This is a genomic window from Streptosporangium sp. NBC_01755 (assembly GCF_035917995.1).
Lineage (GTDB): Bacteria > Actinomycetota > Actinomycetes > Streptosporangiales > Streptosporangiaceae > Streptosporangium.
The window spans coordinates 6,626,432-6,643,111 of the sequence record NZ_CP109131.1 but is presented as its reverse complement, the minus strand read 5'-3'; the positions used below and the strand labels follow the sequence as shown (position 1 = coordinate 6,643,111).

Sequence of the window (16,680 nt, the reverse complement as noted above, 5' to 3'; positions counted from 1 at the left end):
CGGCTGGCTGATGAGTGAGGAACTCCATGGCGTTCAAATATCAGGTTTCAAAGCCGTACCTCGCAGGACGAGAACTGGAGTACCTCACCGAGGCCGTCAACTCCGGCTGGATATCCTCGCAGGGCCCCTTCGTCAGGCGCTTCGAGGAGGAGTTCGCCCAGTACAACGGCACCGCGTACGGCGTCGCGTGCTCCTCTGGCACGACCGCTCTCACCCTCGCGCTGCGGGCGCTCGGAGTCGGCCCCGGCGACGAGGTCCTGGTTCCCGAGTTCACCATGGTCGCCACCGCGTGGGCGGTCACCTACACCGGCGCGGTGCCGGTGTTCGTGGACTGCGGCGACGACCTCAACATCGACGTCTCGCTGATCGAGGCTCGGATCACCCCCCGTACCAAGGTCATCATGCCGGTGCACGTCTACGGCCGGCGGTGCGACATGGACGCGATCATGAAGCTGGCTCACGAGTACAACCTGAGAGTGGTGGAGGATTCGGCGGAGGCGCACGGCGTGCGCCCGGTGGGCGACATCGCGTGTTTCTCGCTGTTCGCCAACAAGATCATCAGTGCCGGTGAGGGGGGTGTCTGCGTCACGAACAGCGAGCATCTCGCTCAGCAGATGGCCCACCTGCGCAGCATGGCCTTCAGCAAGGAACACGACTTCATTCACAAGAAGCTGGCCTACAACTTCCGCATGACGAACATGCAGGCCGCGGTCGCCCTGGCCCAGCTGGAGCAGATCGACGAGATACTCGCCATCCGCAAGCGGATCGAGAAGCACTACGACAGCGGGCTCGACGGCATCGACGGGATCACCATCATGCCGTCTCGCGACGTCCTCTGGATGTACGACATCCGGGCGGAGCGGCGGGAGGAGCTTCGGGAGTTCCTGACCGACGCGGGGATCGAGACCCGGCCGTTCTTCCAGCCCATGAGCCGTCAGCCGATGTATTTCAACCCCGACTGGCCGGCGCTGAACGCCGCCCGCTTCGCGGCCGACGGTCTCTATCTGCCCACCGACCCCGGGCTGGCCGAGTCCGACCAGGAGTGGGTGATCGGGAAGGTACGCGAGTTCTACCTGGAGGGTCAGGCCACGGGGCGCACACGCATGTGACCCTTCGGCGGCCTGACCGGTCGGATCCTCTCGCGTCCCCGGTCGGTACGCCTCCGGGCCCCTGCCCGCCGGTCGCTCCAGAGGTCATCCGTCTGCCCGTGCGTCGCCGCCGGTGCGTCGCTTCAGATGGTCAACCGCCGGAACCCCGGCCACAGGAACGCGTCGAAGGCGTTCGTGTCCAGGAGGTGACCGTTGACGACCATTCCGATGGCGGACACCGCGGCGGTCATCACCTGCGCCCGGCGCCGGCCGCCCAGTTCCCTGGCGATCTGGGTGGCGCCGTCGGTCCCCGCGCGGGAACGTTCATGTCGAGGACGGTGCCCTCGATCCAGGGTCCGGCTGCGTCAGGAACACTGAGTCGCAGCCGGCGCCCTCCCGTATCCGCGACCACTGCCGCAGCGCCGCCTTGGTGGCCCCGGTGACGACACGTTCACAAGCGTGACGATCGCCTCCCGGGTCAGGCTCTCCTGGGTCGAGACGGAGAAGGCTTCGTTGAAGATCCGCTTCTGCCTTGCCGTATGTCTCGCGCTACGCCCCGAGTTCCCGGGCGATCTCCTCGTTCACCGCCTGCTGATGCCGGGTGAGGAAGAAGTGACCGCCGGAGAACACCCTGATACGGAACCGCCCCGCGGTATGCCGACTCCAGGCCTCCGCCTCCTCGACCGTCGTCCTCGGATCGGCGTCCCCGGTCAGCACGGTGATCGAACCACTCATGCTCCGCTCCGGATCTCCGCGATAGGTCTCGATCGCACGATAGTCACCTCGCAGCGCGGGCAACGCCATCCGCAGGATCTCCTCATCGCCGAGCAACCCCGCATCCGTGCCGTTCAGCAGCTTGAGCTCGGCGACGATACCGTCGTCATCACGCCGGTGCACCGACTCGTCCCGCCAGGTGGACGGCCCGCGACGTCCCGAGGCGATCAGCGTGTGGGGCGCGTTGACACCCTTCCGCTCAAGCCGGCAGGCCACCTCGAAGCCGATCACCGACCCCATGCTGTGACCGAAGAAGACCGTCGGCTTCTCCGACAACGTGACCAGCTCGTCGACGATCCGATCCGCCAGGATGCCGATGTCGGTGATACACGGCTCCCGCAACCGATCCTGCCGCCCGGGATACTGAACGGCCACCACATCGGCATCCGGCGAGAACCTGGCCGAGACCGGACGGAAGAAACTGGCCGATCCACCCGCGTGCGGAAAGCACACCAGGCGCTTACCCGCCCCCGCCGCCGGATGATAGCGACGGACCCAAGCGGTGCTGACGTCGTCCGCGGTACTCACGATCCGTTGCCCCTTCATCGCGCCGAATGCCACTCGGACCAGTGAACCCCGGCAACGACTCGCAAAACCACTAGAAGCCGGTACTCCAGCCGCACATCGGGATCTCCGCTGAATCGGATAGATCTTCCGCGCTCAGCACCACCTGCCGGCTGAATCTGGCCGAGGGCTGGTGGCGACCGCTGCGCCGGACCACGTTCGTCACGACCCACCACCTCGAACCCGCATCGACGCCGTGATTCTAATGATTTCCGGGAATCGGCTGCACCAGGATGTTCCGGACAGGAAAACAAGATCGCTGCTCGGGTCCGTCACACATGTCACTTCGGCAGCCGATCCAGGGAGGCAATCAAGAGTGGCCCCACCTCCGACCGCCACTGATCCGACCCTCGTAGATTCGGCTTTGATACGATGCGTGCCCTCATAGTAACCGTCGGCTCGGAGGGGGATATCCAGCCTTTTCTTGCCCTCGGAAAGCGTCTGCTCGCGGAGGGCCATGACGTTACGTTCTCGGCCTCCGACAGTTACGCAGCGCGCACCGACGCTGTCGGTGTTCCTTTCGTCGGCAGGCCGACTTGGAGTAAGACGGAATTCCAGGCGAACTACATCCGTGTCATCAACGAGAAGAACAAACTGCGGCAACTGACGGTCATGCTGGAATTCCTGGCGCAGGAGCAGCATGCCTCGGTACCGGAGCTGATGGCGCTGGCACCTGAGGCCGACATCGTCGTCCACTCGCCGCTGTCCATCGCCGCGGCCGCCGCGGCGCGTGCGGTCGGCACGCCCCACGTGAGCGTGCACCACACCTGGCCGCTGCACCGAGCGCGCGGCTATGGCCCGACCAATGTCAATCTCGGGCCCGCGGGCAACGCCCTCGCATGGTCGATCGTTGGCTCGGGGGTCAGGCGCGCGACCGACAAGCTTCTCAACCCCATCGTCGTCGCAGCCGGCCTTCCGCCCTGGCGCGACGTTCTCTTCGACGCGAGCCATTCGCGCCTGCTCAACTTCATCGCCATCAGCCCGCACATTCTCAAGCACGATCCGCTCTTCGACTCCACCTACCGCACCACGGGATACTGGTTTCTCGACGAACCGGAGTACGTACCCCCGGACGACCTCGCGGCGTTCATAGCCGACGAGCCGCCGATCGTGATCGGCTTTGGCTCGAATACCGGGTTTGACGCCCGCGCGGTCACAAAGCAGCTGCTTGAGGCGGTTCGCGGCCTGGGCCGGCGTGTCGTCCTGCAATCCGGCTGGGCCGGGCTCGGAGATCAGGAGCTGCCACCCAACATCTTTTTGGCAGACTTCGTCCCGCACGGGTGGCTCTATGCCCGCGCCGCGTGCGTCGTCCATCACGGGGGGGCCGGGACGACCGCGGCGGCGTTCCGGGCTGGTATCCCGCAGGCGGTCGTGTGGCTCCAAGGTGATCAGCTCCACTGGGGAAGGAAGATCGCGCAGCTCGGCGTCGGGCCTCCGCCTCGTCCCCACCGCGCTCTCAACACCGGCTGGTTGCGAGGCACGCTCGATCGTCTGCTCACCGACAACGGTATGGCCACCCGCGCTCGGGCGCTCGGCATCGCAATCCGTGAAGAAGACGGGGTGGGTATGGCGGTTCGCGCGATCGAGGAGGTGTCCGTGGCCACGTAAAAGCGGCTCAGGCACAGAGAGTGGTTTGGCGCTCTGGTCACAGCGCAGTGGGCCGCCGGTATGGCCACCCGGTCCGCTGTGGCCGGATCCCGCGGGAGAAGGATGAGCAGGCCGCCCATGTGCTCTCCAGGTCGGGCAGGACGGGATGAGGATCCTGCGGGCGGTCTTCGCCGACAGCGCGCCACCGCGGTTGCGGGATCTGCCAGGAGTACAGGTATCGCGGTAGGTGCGGGTCCAGCGGTATGGACCGGCGCGGACGGCAACCTGGCGTGGCGTGCTCCCAAGTCCAGCCGGGACCGGCAGACCCGTCGTGGTCGTCCCCGCCGATCCACCATCACCGCCCCGGAGACAGGCCAGGACATCGATGCCATCCCCACCGGATACGAAAACCGTACGGCGAGGCGCATGACCTCGCGCGATCGCGTTGTTGGCCGTGGTCACGGACCGTGGTGCAGAGATACTGACCGAAGTCACCGAGAGTACCCACATGTCCCCGTGCGGCGGACCGTCAGAAAACGCACCACCGCGCGGAGGTTCTGCACCACGGCCCGCGAACCGTCACCTGGACTTCCGCCCGCGACCACTACGCGTCAAGAGCTGCCCACCAGGATCGATTCTCCCGGTACCAGGCGATGGTGCCCGCGAGACCTTCTCTGAAATCGATCATGGGTTCGAACCCGATCTCCTCGGTTATCTTCCCGTAGTCGATCGAGTACCGGTGGTCCTGAACCCGCCGGTCTGCCACATAGCGGACTCGGTCCCAATCGGCCCCGGCCAGTTCGAGCAGAAGGCCGGTCAGCTCACGGTTGGTGAGTTCTATCCCGCCGCCGATGTTGTAGATCTCGCCGGCGCGGCCCTTGTCAAAGACCATGGAAATGCCGCGGCAGTGGTCGTCGACGTTCAGCCATTCGCGGACGGCGCCGCCGTCGCCGTGCAGCGTGAGGTCACGCCCCTGGAGCAGGCGGGTGACGAAGCGGGGAATGATCTTCTCCGGATGCTGCCGGGGTCCATAGTTGTTGGAGCATCGGGTGATCGACAGGTCCAGGCCGTAAGTGCGCCAGTGCGATCGAGCGAGGCAATCGCTGGCCGCCTTCGACGCCGAGTACGGGTTGTTGGGCTCAAGCCGGAACTGTTCCGTCCATGACCCCTTATCGATCGACCCGTACACCTCGTCGGTGGACACGTGCACGACGCGCTGAATTCCACTCATCCCGCATTGTTCGAGAAGGCGGTGGGTGCCCATCACGTTGGCCCACACGAACGGTTCCGCGTCATTCACCGCCCTGTCGACGTGCGACTCGGCAGCGAAATGCACGACTCCGTCGTGTCCTGGCAGGAGATCGGCCAGCAGCTCCCGGTCGCAGATGTCGCCGCGCACGAAGGTCAACCTCGGATGCGCCTCGGGCAGGTTCTCCGTCCTGCCGGCGTAGGTCAACTTGTCCAGAACGGTGACTCGAGTGTCCTCGTGGCCGGGATATCGGCCGTCCAACATTGACCGTACGAAATGGGATCCGATGAACCCAGCTCCGCCAGTAACCAGGATTCGCATCTGATACTCCTTCATCCGCGTTACCTGCCTCGCCTCTGGCGGACAACTCGGACGGAAACACGGTGTCGGCGATCATGTAATTCCCCTAGATCAAGGGGTTTCGTTCAGGTGATTGTGCCTCAGCCGATCAGGTAATTCCCCTAGTGTTGGCGGCCGTAAGCTCCGAGCGCCAGCTGATCGAGGACTTGTCGTGAGCTGTCGAAATGCCTTCCGGCAGATCGAGCGCGGTGGCCACGGCGGCTGGGCAACCCGACAGGTGGAGGGAGAGAACGCTGATGGACACCACCAGCCGATGCCTGGTGTGCGGGACCGACCGTCTGGAACGAGTGGTCTCGCTCACCCCGACTCCGCCCGCCAACGACATCGCGCCCACGGCCGAGGCGGCCCGATCTCAGGACCGGTACCCGTTGGACCTCGTGCGCTGCGCCGGGTGCGGCCTGGTCCAGCTGGTGGACGTCATCCCCCGATCGGTACTGTTCGCCGACTACCGGTACGCCACGGGTGCCGCTCCTGCCCTCGTCGACCACTGCCGTGCGCTGGCCACCCGGGTCACGGATCGACTGGGGCTGGCCGCCGGGGCGAAGGTGCTCGAAATCGGCTCGAACGACGGCACGCAGCTGAGCTTCTTCGCCGAGCGCGGCATGCGGGTGCTCGGTGTCGACCCGGCGGTCGAACTGGGGGTCTACGCGCAGGAGCAGGGAATTCCGACGCTGACCACGCATTTCGGTGTGGAATCGACCGAGAAGATATTGAGTGACATCGGACCCGTTGACGCGGTGTTGGGCAGCAATGTGCTCGCCCATGTCAACGACGTGAACGGAGTTCTCCGCGCGACCCGCCTGCTCCTCAAACCGGGTGGCTGCGCCGTCATCGAGGTCGCACACGTCCTGCCGATGGTCCAGCACGGTATCTTCGAGTTCGTCTACCACGAGCACCTTTCTTACTTCTCCCTGCATGTGCTGGCACAGGCGGCCAAGGCGAACGGGCTCGCGGTGTTCGACGCCGAACTCATCCCGACCCAGGGAGGCTCATTGCGGTGCTGGATAGGCCGCGATGACGATGCCCGCCCTTCGACGGCCGGATTCGACCGGATCCTGCAGGCCGAGGTCGACGCGGGGGTGCCCGACGGCAGTTTTCTCGACGGCTTCGCGGATCGCATCGACCGGGTCTGCACGACCCTCAACGACGTGCTGAGCGGTCTGTCGAAAGTCGGTCGGCAAATCTGCGGGTACGGTGCGTCGGCGCGGGCCGTCACCCTGCTCTCCCAGGCCGGAGTGGGCGGTGAGATCGCCTGGATCGTCGACGACAACCCACGTAAGGTGGGCAAGTTCACGCCGGGCGACGGTATCCCCATTGTGAGCTCCGAGCGGCTGGCCGCGAACGCGGCCGACTACTGCGTGCTGTTCGCCTGGAACTTCGAGGCCAGCATCCGCGCCCGGTCGGCGGCGTTCACGGCAGCCGGCGGCGCGTTCGTCGTGCCGTTCCCGGAGCTGTCCATCAGTTGAAGTGGTTAAAACGGCCGCGAACCGCTGGAGGAACTGACGTGCACGTCCTGGTCACTGGAGGCCTGGGCTATCTCGGCCATGCGGTCACCCACGATCTTCTTGCCGCCGGTCACCGGGTCACCGTCCTGACCCGGGGCCACCCGGACGCGGGGCGGCACGCCGGCGTCGGCCTGGTGGAAGGCGATATCCGGGACCGCGCCCGAATCCGGGAAATAGTCGCCGCCGGGCGCTTCGACGCGGTATGCCACCTCGCCGCAGTGTCCCGAGGGCGTGACTCGTTCGCCGACCCGCTGACGTACTACGACGTAAATGTGGTTGGCACCCTCAACCTCCTCATGGCGCTCGACAACATCCGTGAATCGGTGCCGTCGGCTCGATTCGTGTTCGCATCGACCGACAAGGTTTACGGCTCGCAGCACGTCGGTGCCCTGGGCGAGGATCTGGAGCCCCACCCGGAAAGCCCCTACGCGGCATCGAAGGTCAGTGCGGAGCAGCTCGTCGCGGCGTACGCCGCCACTGGAGCGATTGGCGCAGTCACGCTGCGGTGCTTCAACATCGCCGGGGCGGCCAATGGGCGCACCGACACCGACACCGCGCGTATCATCCCGAATGTATTCCGCGCGCTCACCGGCGAGTTGCCGTACATCACACTCAACGGCGACGGATCCGCGGTCCGCGACTTCGTCCACATCCTCGACGTGGCGACAGCGGTGCGGCTATCGCTCGCCGCCGTGAAGGCAGGCGAGCACCGCGTCTACAACATAGGTAGCGGCACCGCGTCCAGCATGGCGCAGGTCGTGGCGGCAGCGGAAGCTGTCACCGGCCTCCCGGTACCGGTCCGAAAGGTGCCCCCCAAGCGGGAACCGCAGACCCTCACGGCCGACAACAGCCGCGCGGTGAAAGAACTCGGATGGCTTCCCGAGCGATCAGGCCTTACCGAGCTGATCGCCGACGCATGGAGCACCTGGCACGCCTGACGATGCGGTTCGGGGATGGCGATACGGACAGCCGTGCGGTCGAGGCTCGGGTTCAGGGTCAGCCCGTGCCTGCCATACGTCGTCGGCAGGCACGGGCGCCCGCGCTACGCCCCGAGTTCCCGGGCGATCTCCTCGTTCACCGCCTGCTGATGCCGGGTGAGGAAGAAGTGACCGCCGGAGAACACCCTGATACGGAACCGCCCCGCGGTATGCCGACTCCAGGCCTCCGCCTCCTCGACCGTCGTCCTCGGATCGGCGTCCCCGGTCAGCACGGTGATCGAACCACTCATGCTCCGCTCCGGATCTCCGCGATAGGTCTCGATCGCACGATAGTCACCTCGCAGCGCGGGCAACGCCATCCGCAGGATCTCCTCATCGCCGAGCAACCCCGCATCCGTGCCGTTCAGCAGCTTGAGCTCGGCGACGATACCGTCGTCATCACGCCGGTGCACCGACTCGTCCCGCCAGGTGGACGGCCCGCGACGTCCCGAGGCGATCAGCGTGTGGGGCGCGTTGACACCCTTCCGCTCAAGCCGGCAGGCCACCTCGAAGCCGATCACCGACCCCATGCTGTGACCGAAGAAGACCGTCGGCTTCTCCGACAACGTGACCAGCTCGTCGACGATCCGATCCGCCAGGATGCCGATGTCGGTGATACACGGCTCCCGCAACCGATCCTGCCGCCCGGGATACTGAACGGCCACCACATCGGCATCCGGCGAGAACCTGGCCGAGACCGGACGGAAGAAACTGGCCGATCCACCCGCGTGCGGAAAGCACACCAGGCGCTTACCCGCCCCCGCCGCCGGATGATAGCGACGGACCCAAGCGGTGCTGACGTCGTCCGCGGTACTCACGATCCGTTGCCCCTTCATCGCGCCGAATGCCACTCGGACCAGTGAACCCCGGCAACGACTCGCAAAACCACTAGAAGCTGCGCCGGGAGCCCCGGCCCGAGGCCGCCAAACGGTCCATACGCTACGGACTCCAGTGATTTCCTGGTCTTTCGACATCTAATGTCACTATTGGCCATGGGCGGCGAGAGGGATTTTCATGATCACAACCCGTGGACCGGCACGCAGTTTTCACGTGGACGGTCAGCGGATCGACGCGGTCAACGGTGTCGACATCGATGTGAACGCCCCCTTGGGTGGTCAACGTACGTTGACCTAATGAATGGGGAACTCGTGGCTCTGGTGACCGAGCAGAAGGGGACGACCCTTTGCGTGCGCTACGCGCCGCCGAGTTGCGCCGCCAGATCGATCGGCTGGCCACCGTCCAGGTGCGCCGGGTACGCGTACAGGGGATGTCATGGCTGCAGATAGCGGAGGCCCTCGGGGTCAGCAAGCAGGCGGTACACAAGCGCTTCGGATGGAGGAGGTTCTTCGCGGGCGGGTGCGACTGAGCGGCCTGGGCAGGCGGAGCTCGTGGCGGCTGCTGTTCGACCTGGTCCGCCCGCACAAGCGCGTGCTGCTGCTGGGTGGCGTGTTCACTTTGGTGGGCAGCTTCGCCGGGCTGGCGATGCCGATCCTCGCCAAGGGCGTGATCGACACCTTCGGGAAGGGGGGCGACCTCGTCGGCCCGGTGCTCGGGCTGTCGGTGGCGGTCCTGGTGGCGGCCCTGATCTTGGCGGTGGGGCGCTTCCTGCTCGAGCGGATGGGCGAGGGAATCGTGCTGGCCTCGCGCATGAGCCTCGTTGATCGCATCCTGCGGCTCAAGGTGGCCGACGTGGACCGGCTCAAGCCGGGGGACCTGCTCTCCCGGGTCAGCTCCGACACCACGCTGCTGCGCGCCGTCTGCACGGAGGCGCTGGCCAGCTCGGTGAACGCGATCTTCATGTTCCTGGGTGCAGTGGTGCTGATGGCCATCATCGACGGCCTGCTCCTCATGGTCACGCTTGTGGTGGTCGCCCTGATCAGCCTCATAGCGGCGTCGATCGTGCCGCGCATCGGCCGGGCGTCGCTCCAGGCCCAGGTGGCCCTGGGCGAGATGAGCTCCGTGCTCGACCGCGCTCTCCAGGCGTTCCGCACGGTCAAGGCCAGCGGGGCCGAGTCACGCGAGATCGCGGTGGTGGGCGCTGCGGCCGCCGAGGCACGTGACCGCGGCGTGGCCGCCGCCGCGTGGACCTCGGTCACGAGCGTCGGCACCTGGATGTCCACCCAGCTGGCGTTCCTCGCCGTGCTTGGAGTGGGCGGCGCGCGCGTCGCCGACGGGTCGATGGAGATCTCGTCGCTGGTCGCGTTCCTTCTTTACCTGTTCTACCTGGTGTCCCCAATCGGGACGCTGATCCAGAACCTCACCCAGATGCAGAACGGCCTGGCCGCGATAACCCGCATCCAGGAGATCTCCAAGCTTCCGTCCGAGCCACCCACCCCCGAGACGCGGGAGCCGGAGACCGGTGACCCCGTCGGCCTCGTCTTCAGCGGCGTGGTCTTCCGGTACGGCGAAGACCGGCCGATCATCCACAACCAGGTGAACTTCGAGGTGCCCGCGGGTGGCATGACGGCCCTGGTCGGCCCTTCGGGAGCCGGCAAGTCCACGGTCTTCGGGCTCATCGAACGGTTCTACGAGCCACAGGCCGGGACGATCCTCATCGGTGGCCGAGACATCCGCGAGTGGCCACTGGGCGAGCTGCGCGCTTCGCTCGGCTACGTGGAGCAGGACGCCCCCGTCCTCGCCGGCACATTCCGGGAGAACCTCGTCTTCGGGGCGCCTGGCGCTACCGAGGAGGAGATCGCCTACGCCCTGACCCGCACCCGCCTGGACGATCTGGTCGCCCGCCTGCCCGAAGGCCTCAATACACCTGTCGGCCACCGCGGCGTCCTGCTCTCGGGCGGGGAGCGCCAGCGGGTGGCCATCGCCAGGGCGCTGCTCCGCAGACCCCGTTTGCTGCTGCTCGACGAGGCCACCTCGCAGCTCGACGCCGTGAACGAGCTGCGCCTGCGCGAGGTGGTGGCCGAGGTGGCGCGGGAGACCACGGTCCTGGTCATAGCCCATCGGCTGTCCACCGTCACCGGCGCCAACCGGATCATCCTCATGGAGGCAGGCCGGGTCCGCGCCTACGGCACTCATGACGAGCTGGTCGACGCCGACGACCTCTACCGCGAGCTTGCCGCGACCCAGTTCCTCGTCACATCCTGATGCTCCGGGGAGCCGGCGTGGTGCCATAAGACCGGCGTCCGCACGCATCCCCGCAATCTGGCACTTCACCCTCAAGATCGAAGCGCCCGATAACCGTGATGTCACTCTGGTGGGGCACTCGAACCTTCAATCGCGAGATCCGCTGACCGTGCTTTCACCGCCGCGGCGGGGGAAAGCACCGATCATGGCGGCGTCGGTCCGCGCACAGGAACGTTCATGTCGAGCGCGGTGCCCTCGATCCAGGGTTCCGGCTGCGTCAGGAACACCGAGTCGCCGTCGGTGCCCTCCTGCATCTGCACCCACCGCCGCATAGCGGCCTGGGTGGTCGGTGATGACATGCTCATCAATGCGGCGATGGCCTCTTGGGTAAGACCGGCCCGGGCCGAGGTGGAATGGGCGTCATTGAAGATCCGCTTCTGCAGGGCCACCGCCTTCCGCGGCCGCCTGGCATAGCGCTCCGCCATCCGCTGGACCGTGTCCAGCAGATCCTCGGCCGGCACCACCCGGTTCACCAAACCCAGCTCCAGAGCCTCCTGCGGTGCGTAGAAACGCGCTTCGAGCATCATCTCCAAAGCGCGGGACGGCCCGACGAGCTGGACGAGTCGCTGCCCGCCCAGGGAGGTGGTCAGCCCCACCGACAGTTCGGGCAGGCCGAAACAGGCATCACGGTCAGCCGATACGCGCATGTCAAAGAAGACCGACATCTCCAGGCCACCGCCGCCGCACGGCCCGTTCACCGCGGCGATCCACACCGCCGGGGAATACATCAACCGCAGCGCCGTGTCATGGAACCGGGTTACCGTAAGCAGTTCTTTGAGCGAGGAACGGGCGACCAGACGTTCACCCGCCCAGCCAGTCATGGCCCGCACACTCCGGTACAGGTTCTGAGCGACCGCATGGGAAATCTCCGGCGTGCCATCCGCCTGCGAAGACATGTGGGCGATGTCGAAGTGCGTGATGAACCGGCCGGGCCGCGCGCCGGTGACGACGACCGCGCCGACCGAAACGTCGTGCTCCACCGCCTCGACGAGCCGGATGAAGTCCCGTTGCATCGGCAAGGTCATGTAGTTGAACGGCGGGGCGTCCACCCACGCCGTCAGCACCCGGCCCGACTGCTCAAGCCGCAACGTGGACAGTTCGAGACCCGCTGCGCCGCCATCCACCGGCCGACGATCCGTCTGTTCTTCACTGGGCTCTTTACTGGGCCGAGCTGCACGATCCATTGGTCTGACAAGCCCTCCTGCCGCACGTATCGCGCCATCCGGCGAGTTCCCGAGCGATCTCTTCGTTCACTACCTGCCGATGTCCGGTAAGGAAGAAGTGGCCACCGGGATCAGCTCATCGACGATCCTGTCGGCCAGGATGCCGAGGTCGTCGATTCGCCGTGCCGATGCCACGGGACACAGTGAACCGCAGAAGCGACTCGCAAAATCACTAGTGGCCACCAGTGTCTTTCGCGACGGTCAGTGCGCCAATCGGAACCAGTCGTCGATCAGCCGGGCCGTGTCCGCTGCCTTCTCGGCGAGCATCGAAAAGTGGTTCGCCTCGATCGTCCGTACGGCATGCGACGGGTCGAACGGCGTCGCCCGCCAGTAATCCGATTCGGGTTCGACGTCAGAGAACGGCTCGGTGCACTGCACGAACAGCACCGGCGCATTCACATCCACCAGTTTGATGTCGGACATAATGGCAGACCAATATCCCATAGCGGACAGTCGTGCACTGTTGAACTCGCCGAAAACCGTCTCCATCTGCAAGATGTACTGCAGCACCTGCTCGGACAGCATCTGAGAATCGCCACCTGCTCGGGGGGGGAAGGAATCCATCATCACCACCGCCTCCGGGGAGATCCCTGACTTCTCCAGTACACCGGCTGCGCCGTAAGCGAGAATGCCGCCGGCCGAATGACCGATGAGCGTGAACGGTTCCCCCGCACTGGCCTGCACGATGCTTTCCGCGATGCTTTCGAGGGCGATGTCGATCGTGGCGGGCAGGCCCTCACCGAAGGCGTAGCCGAGCAGGGGAAGCGCCGAGACGTGTCTTTCCCCGCGGAAGTGCGCGGCGAACCGAGCATATTGATGAACGCCACCGGTCACCGTGGACGAACTCACGCAGATCAAGCGAGGCCGAGCCGCGCCACTGGCCAATGTCACCGGTTGAGGGATTTCCCGCAGGTCGACAGGTGCGTCGTAGATGGGCCGGGTCCGCGCCACGGCATAAAGCAGTCCGAACGCCTCCTGCGCTTTCCCGGAGCGGAAAGCGCCGCGGAACAACTCTGCCAAGGTGTCGTCCACCTGGGCCGCCGAGGTCGCAGTCGCCTGGCCGGCATTCATCCGGGTGACGAGTTCATGCCGCAGCCAACGGGCGAGGCCAGTGGAATTCTTGTTCTCGAACACCGCCATCAGCGGGAATTCCCAACCAACCGCCCTGGCAAGGGAGTTACGCAATTCGGCCGCGGTGAACGAGTCGAAGCCCAGCTCGAAGAAATCACGTTCGAGATCGACGGCCGAGGAGTCGCCGTGGCCGAGAATGGCAGCCGCATGATGCTGCACCAGTTCCTGCAGCCCCTCGTCCTGCTGTGCTCCACTAAGCCCGCGCAACCGATCCCACGCCGTGTCGGCCTCGGGTATCGACACGGCCAGACCCGCCGCGGCAGCCAGCAGCGGGGGATCCGCCGCCGCCACGTCCCCCGTACGGGAACCGGTCGCCTCGGGCCAGAAGCGTCGGCGCTGGAAAGCGTACGTCGGCAACTTGACCTGGCGCCCGCCTGGAAGCACCGCTCGCCAATCCACCGGCACCCCGCGCACGTGCAGCTTGGCCAGCGCCGTCATCGCGGCAGTCTGTTCATCACGGTCCTTGCGCAGTGCCGGCACCAGCACCACGTCCGCCCCTGCCACGAGGGTGTCTCCCGCCATGGCGGTGAGCACCCCGTCGGGGCCCAGCTCCAGGTAGGCCCGTACGCCCTGCGCACGCAGGGTGCGGATGCCGTCGGCGAAGCGGACCGTGCCACGCACCTGATCCACCCAGTAGTCCGGCGAGCACAGCTGCTCGGCCGTGGCCGCCTGCCCGGTCAGGGTGGACACGATCGGAACCCTCGGCGCGCCGTAGGTGAGCCTGCTCGCCAGCGTGCGGAAGTCCGCCAGCATCGGCTCCATCAACGGCGAATGGAACGCATGCGACACCCGCAACCGCTTCGTTCTGATGCCCCGCCCCTCCAACGCCGCGGCGACCTCAAGGACCGGCTGCTCGACCCCGGAGATCACCACCGAGACCGGGCCGTTCACCGCCGCGACCGACACCTCCTTCTCCCGCCCGGCCAGCAGGGCGGCGACCTCCTCCTCAGAGGCCTGCACCGCCACCATCGCCCCACCGGAGGGAAGCGCCTGCATCAACCGCGCCCGGCCCGCCACCAACGCACACGCATCACTCAGGGACAACACCCCGGCCACATGCGCCGCGGTGATCTCCCCGATCGAATGCCCGGCCAGCACACCCGGCCGCACCCCCCACGAGGACACCAGCCGGAACAACGCCGTCTCCACCGCGAACAACGCCGGCTGCGCCCACCCGGTCCGATCCAGCAACCCCGCCTCCGCCTGCGCACTGCCCGGCTCGGCGAACAGCACCTCGCGCAGCGAACCGTCCAGCATCGGGTCCAGCTCGGCGATCACCGCATCCAACGCCGCCGCGAACACCGGGAACCGCGCATACAGCTCCCGGCCCATCCCCGCCCGCTGGCTCCCCTGACCGGTGAACAGGAACGCGAGCCGCGGCTCCGCCCCGGCCACCCCGCGCACCACACCCGCACCCGGACCGTCCTCGGCCAGCGCACCCAGCCCGGCCAGCACACCCTCACGATCGGCGGCCAGCACCACGGCCCGATGCTCGAACGCCGACCGCGTCGTGGCCAGCGAGAACGCCGCATCGGCCAGCCCCAGACCAGGCTCGCCGGCCATGTACGACGCCAGGCGCTCAGCCTGCGCCCGCAATGCCTGACCTGTCTTCGCCGACACCAGCACCGGCAGCACACCCGCGGCAGGAGCCCGGTCCTGAGGAGTGTCTTCTTCCGGCGTTTCCGGCCCTTGTTCGAGGATCACGTGCGCGTTGGTGCCGCTGATCCCGAACGACGACACCCCCGCCCGCCGCGGACGACCGGTCCGCGGCCACTCCGCCGGCTCGGTCAGCAGCTCCACCGCACCCGCCGACCAGTCCACATGCGACGAGGGCGCATCCACGTGCAGCGTCTTGGGCAGCACGCCGTGCCGCATCGCCAGCACCATCTTGATCACACCCGCCACTCCGGCCGCGGCCTGGGTGTGACCGAGGTTCGACTTGATCGAGCCCAGCAGCAGCGGCCGGTCGGCTTCACGGTCCTTGCCGTACGTGGCCAGCAGCGCCTGGGCCTCGATCGGGTCACCCAGGATCGTGCCGGTGCCGTGTGCCTCGACCGCGTCCACCTCGGACGGCGACAACCCCGCGCCGGCCAGCGCCTGACGGATCACCCGCTGCTGCGACGGGCCGTTCGGCGCGGTCAGGCCGTTGGACGCACCATCCTGGTTGATCGCCGACCCACGCACGACCGCCAGCACCTGGTGGCCGTTGCGGCGTGCGTCCGACAACCGTTCCAGCACCAGCATGCCCATGCCCTCGGACCAGCTGGTGCCGTCCGCGGTGTCGGCGAACGCCTTGCACCGACCATCGGACGCCAACCCGCTCTCCGTACCAAAGCCGAAGAGCCCGAACGGGGTGGTCATCACCTTGACACCGCCTGCCAGCGCCAGGCTGCACTCGCCCGAGCGCAGCGCCTGCACCGCCAGGTGCATGGCGACCAAGGACGACGAGCATGCGGTGTCGACCGTCATAGTCGGGCCCTCCAGGCCCAGGGTGTAGGACAGGCGGCCCGACAGCACGCTGGCCGTTGCACCGGTGAGGACATAGTTCGCCATGTCTGTCCCGGTTTGCAGACACAGATGCCCGTAGTCCTGGCCGTTGGTGCCCACGAACACCCCGGTGGAGCTGCCCTTCAGCGAGACCGGGTCGATCCCGGCCCGCTCGACCGCCTCCCACACCCCCTCCAGCAGCAGCCGCTGCTGCGGATCCATCGCCAAAGCCTCACGCGGCGAGATCCTGAAGAACCCCGCGTCAAACCCCGCCACATCGGACAGGAACCCGCCCTGACACTCCAGGCCCATCATCAACATCGCCTCCTCCTCCCAGCCCCGATCGGCCGGGAACGAAGAGATCGCGTCCTGTCCCTCGGACAGCAACCGCCACAGATCCTCAGGAGAGTCGACCCCGCCCGGATAGCGGCATGACATCGACACAATGGCGATCGGCTCGTGCCTGCCCGACTCCACCTCTTCGAGCCGCCGGCGGGTCTCGTGCAAATCGGCGGTGACCCACTTCAGGTACTCGACGAGCTTCCGGTCTTCGGACATGAGAATGGCCCTTCAGTATTCAGACACGGGCTCGAA

Annotated in this window: 11 protein-coding genes; 6 read left to right on the top strand and 5 right to left on the bottom strand. The window is 66.7% G+C overall.

Going from position 1 to position 16,680, the window contains the following annotated elements; translation table 11 throughout:
* Window positions 1-26: 26 nt before the first annotated feature.
* On the top strand, window positions 27-1,109 hold the full coding sequence (locus OG884_RS30845; RefSeq protein ID WP_326638701.1) for a DegT/DnrJ/EryC1/StrS family aminotransferase: 1,083 nt from the start codon (window positions 27-29) through the stop codon (window positions 1,107-1,109).
* A 528-nt stretch (window positions 1,110-1,637) separates the two neighbouring features.
* Here the strand turns inward: OG884_RS30845 and OG884_RS30840 are convergent.
* Window positions 1,638-2,390: a thioesterase II family protein gene (locus tag OG884_RS30840; protein WP_326638692.1), complete on the bottom strand. Its 753-nt coding sequence runs from the start codon at window positions 2,388-2,390 to the stop codon at window positions 1,638-1,640.
* Window positions 2,391-2,798: 408 nt separating this feature from the next.
* Here OG884_RS30840 and OG884_RS30835 point away from each other — a divergent pair, with 408 nt between their 5' ends.
* The gene (locus OG884_RS30835; protein ID WP_326638700.1) at window positions 2,799-4,034 is read left to right on the top strand and encodes a glycosyltransferase; all 1,236 of its coding nucleotides are present in this window, start codon (window positions 2,799-2,801) and stop codon (window positions 4,032-4,034) included.
* A gap of 583 nt (window positions 4,035-4,617) precedes the next feature.
* Here OG884_RS30835 and rfbB read toward each other — a convergent pair.
* The gene (rfbB, locus tag OG884_RS30830) at window positions 4,618-5,583 is read right to left on the bottom strand and encodes a dTDP-glucose 4,6-dehydratase (RefSeq protein ID WP_326638698.1); all 966 of its coding nucleotides are present in this window, start codon (window positions 5,581-5,583) and stop codon (window positions 4,618-4,620) included.
* Window positions 5,584-5,858: 275 nt separating this feature from the next.
* Here rfbB and OG884_RS30825 point away from each other — a divergent pair, with 275 nt between their 5' ends.
* Window positions 5,859-7,088, top strand: coding sequence for a class I SAM-dependent methyltransferase (locus tag OG884_RS30825; RefSeq protein ID WP_326638696.1), 1,230 nt, complete (start codon window positions 5,859-5,861; stop codon window positions 7,086-7,088).
* Between the two features lie 38 nt (window positions 7,089-7,126).
* Window positions 7,127-8,065, top strand: coding sequence for an NAD-dependent epimerase/dehydratase family protein (locus OG884_RS30820; protein ID WP_326638694.1), 939 nt, complete (start codon window positions 7,127-7,129; stop codon window positions 8,063-8,065).
* A gap of 104 nt (window positions 8,066-8,169) precedes the next feature.
* Here OG884_RS30820 and OG884_RS30815 read toward each other — a convergent pair whose 3' ends face one another.
* Window positions 8,170-8,922, bottom strand: coding sequence for a thioesterase II family protein (locus OG884_RS30815; RefSeq protein ID WP_326638692.1), 753 nt, complete (start codon window positions 8,920-8,922; stop codon window positions 8,170-8,172).
* A 365-nt stretch (window positions 8,923-9,287) separates the two neighbouring features.
* Between OG884_RS30815 and OG884_RS30810 the strand changes: the two genes are divergently transcribed.
* Both OG884_RS30810 and OG884_RS30805 read left to right on the top strand, forming a co-directional pair.
* On the top strand, window positions 9,288-9,470 hold the full coding sequence (locus OG884_RS30810; RefSeq protein ID WP_326638689.1) for a hypothetical protein: 183 nt from the start codon (window positions 9,288-9,290) through the stop codon (window positions 9,468-9,470).
* Window positions 9,437-11,206: an ABC transporter ATP-binding protein gene (locus tag OG884_RS30805; RefSeq protein ID WP_326638687.1), complete on the top strand. Its 1,770-nt coding sequence runs from the start codon at window positions 9,437-9,439 to the stop codon at window positions 11,204-11,206. Before OG884_RS30810 ends, OG884_RS30805 begins: the two co-directional genes overlap by 34 nt.
* 182 nt (window positions 11,207-11,388) lie before the next feature.
* Here OG884_RS30805 and OG884_RS30800 read toward each other — a convergent pair whose 3' ends face one another.
* Window positions 11,389-12,369: an enoyl-CoA hydratase/isomerase family protein gene (locus tag OG884_RS30800; protein WP_326638686.1), complete on the bottom strand. Its 981-nt coding sequence runs from the start codon at window positions 12,367-12,369 to the stop codon at window positions 11,389-11,391.
* Between the two features lie 300 nt (window positions 12,370-12,669).
* The gene (locus OG884_RS30795) at window positions 12,670-16,644 is read right to left on the bottom strand and encodes a beta-ketoacyl synthase N-terminal-like domain-containing protein (RefSeq protein ID WP_326638685.1); all 3,975 of its coding nucleotides are present in this window, start codon (window positions 16,642-16,644) and stop codon (window positions 12,670-12,672) included.
* Window positions 16,645-16,680: the final 36 nt, after the last annotated feature.

Coding starts and splice junctions, on each gene's coding strand:
- OG884_RS30845 (WP_326638701.1), top strand. CDS start 27: ATGGCGTTCAAATATCAGGTTTCAAAGCCGTACCTCGCAGGACGAGAA.
- OG884_RS30835 (WP_326638700.1), top strand. CDS start 2,799: ATGCGTGCCCTCATAGTAACCGTCGGCTCGGAGGGGGATATCCAGCCT.
- rfbB (WP_326638698.1), bottom strand. CDS start 5,583: ATGCGAATCCTGGTTACTGGCGGAGCTGGGTTCATCGGATCCCATTTC.
- OG884_RS30825 (WP_326638696.1), top strand. CDS start 5,859: ATGGACACCACCAGCCGATGCCTGGTGTGCGGGACCGACCGTCTGGAA.
- OG884_RS30805 (WP_326638687.1), top strand. CDS start 9,437: ATGGAGGAGGTTCTTCGCGGGCGGGTGCGACTGAGCGGCCTGGGCAGG.
- OG884_RS30795 (WP_326638685.1), bottom strand. CDS start 16,644: ATGTCCGAAGACCGGAAGCTCGTCGAGTACCTGAAGTGGGTCACCGCC.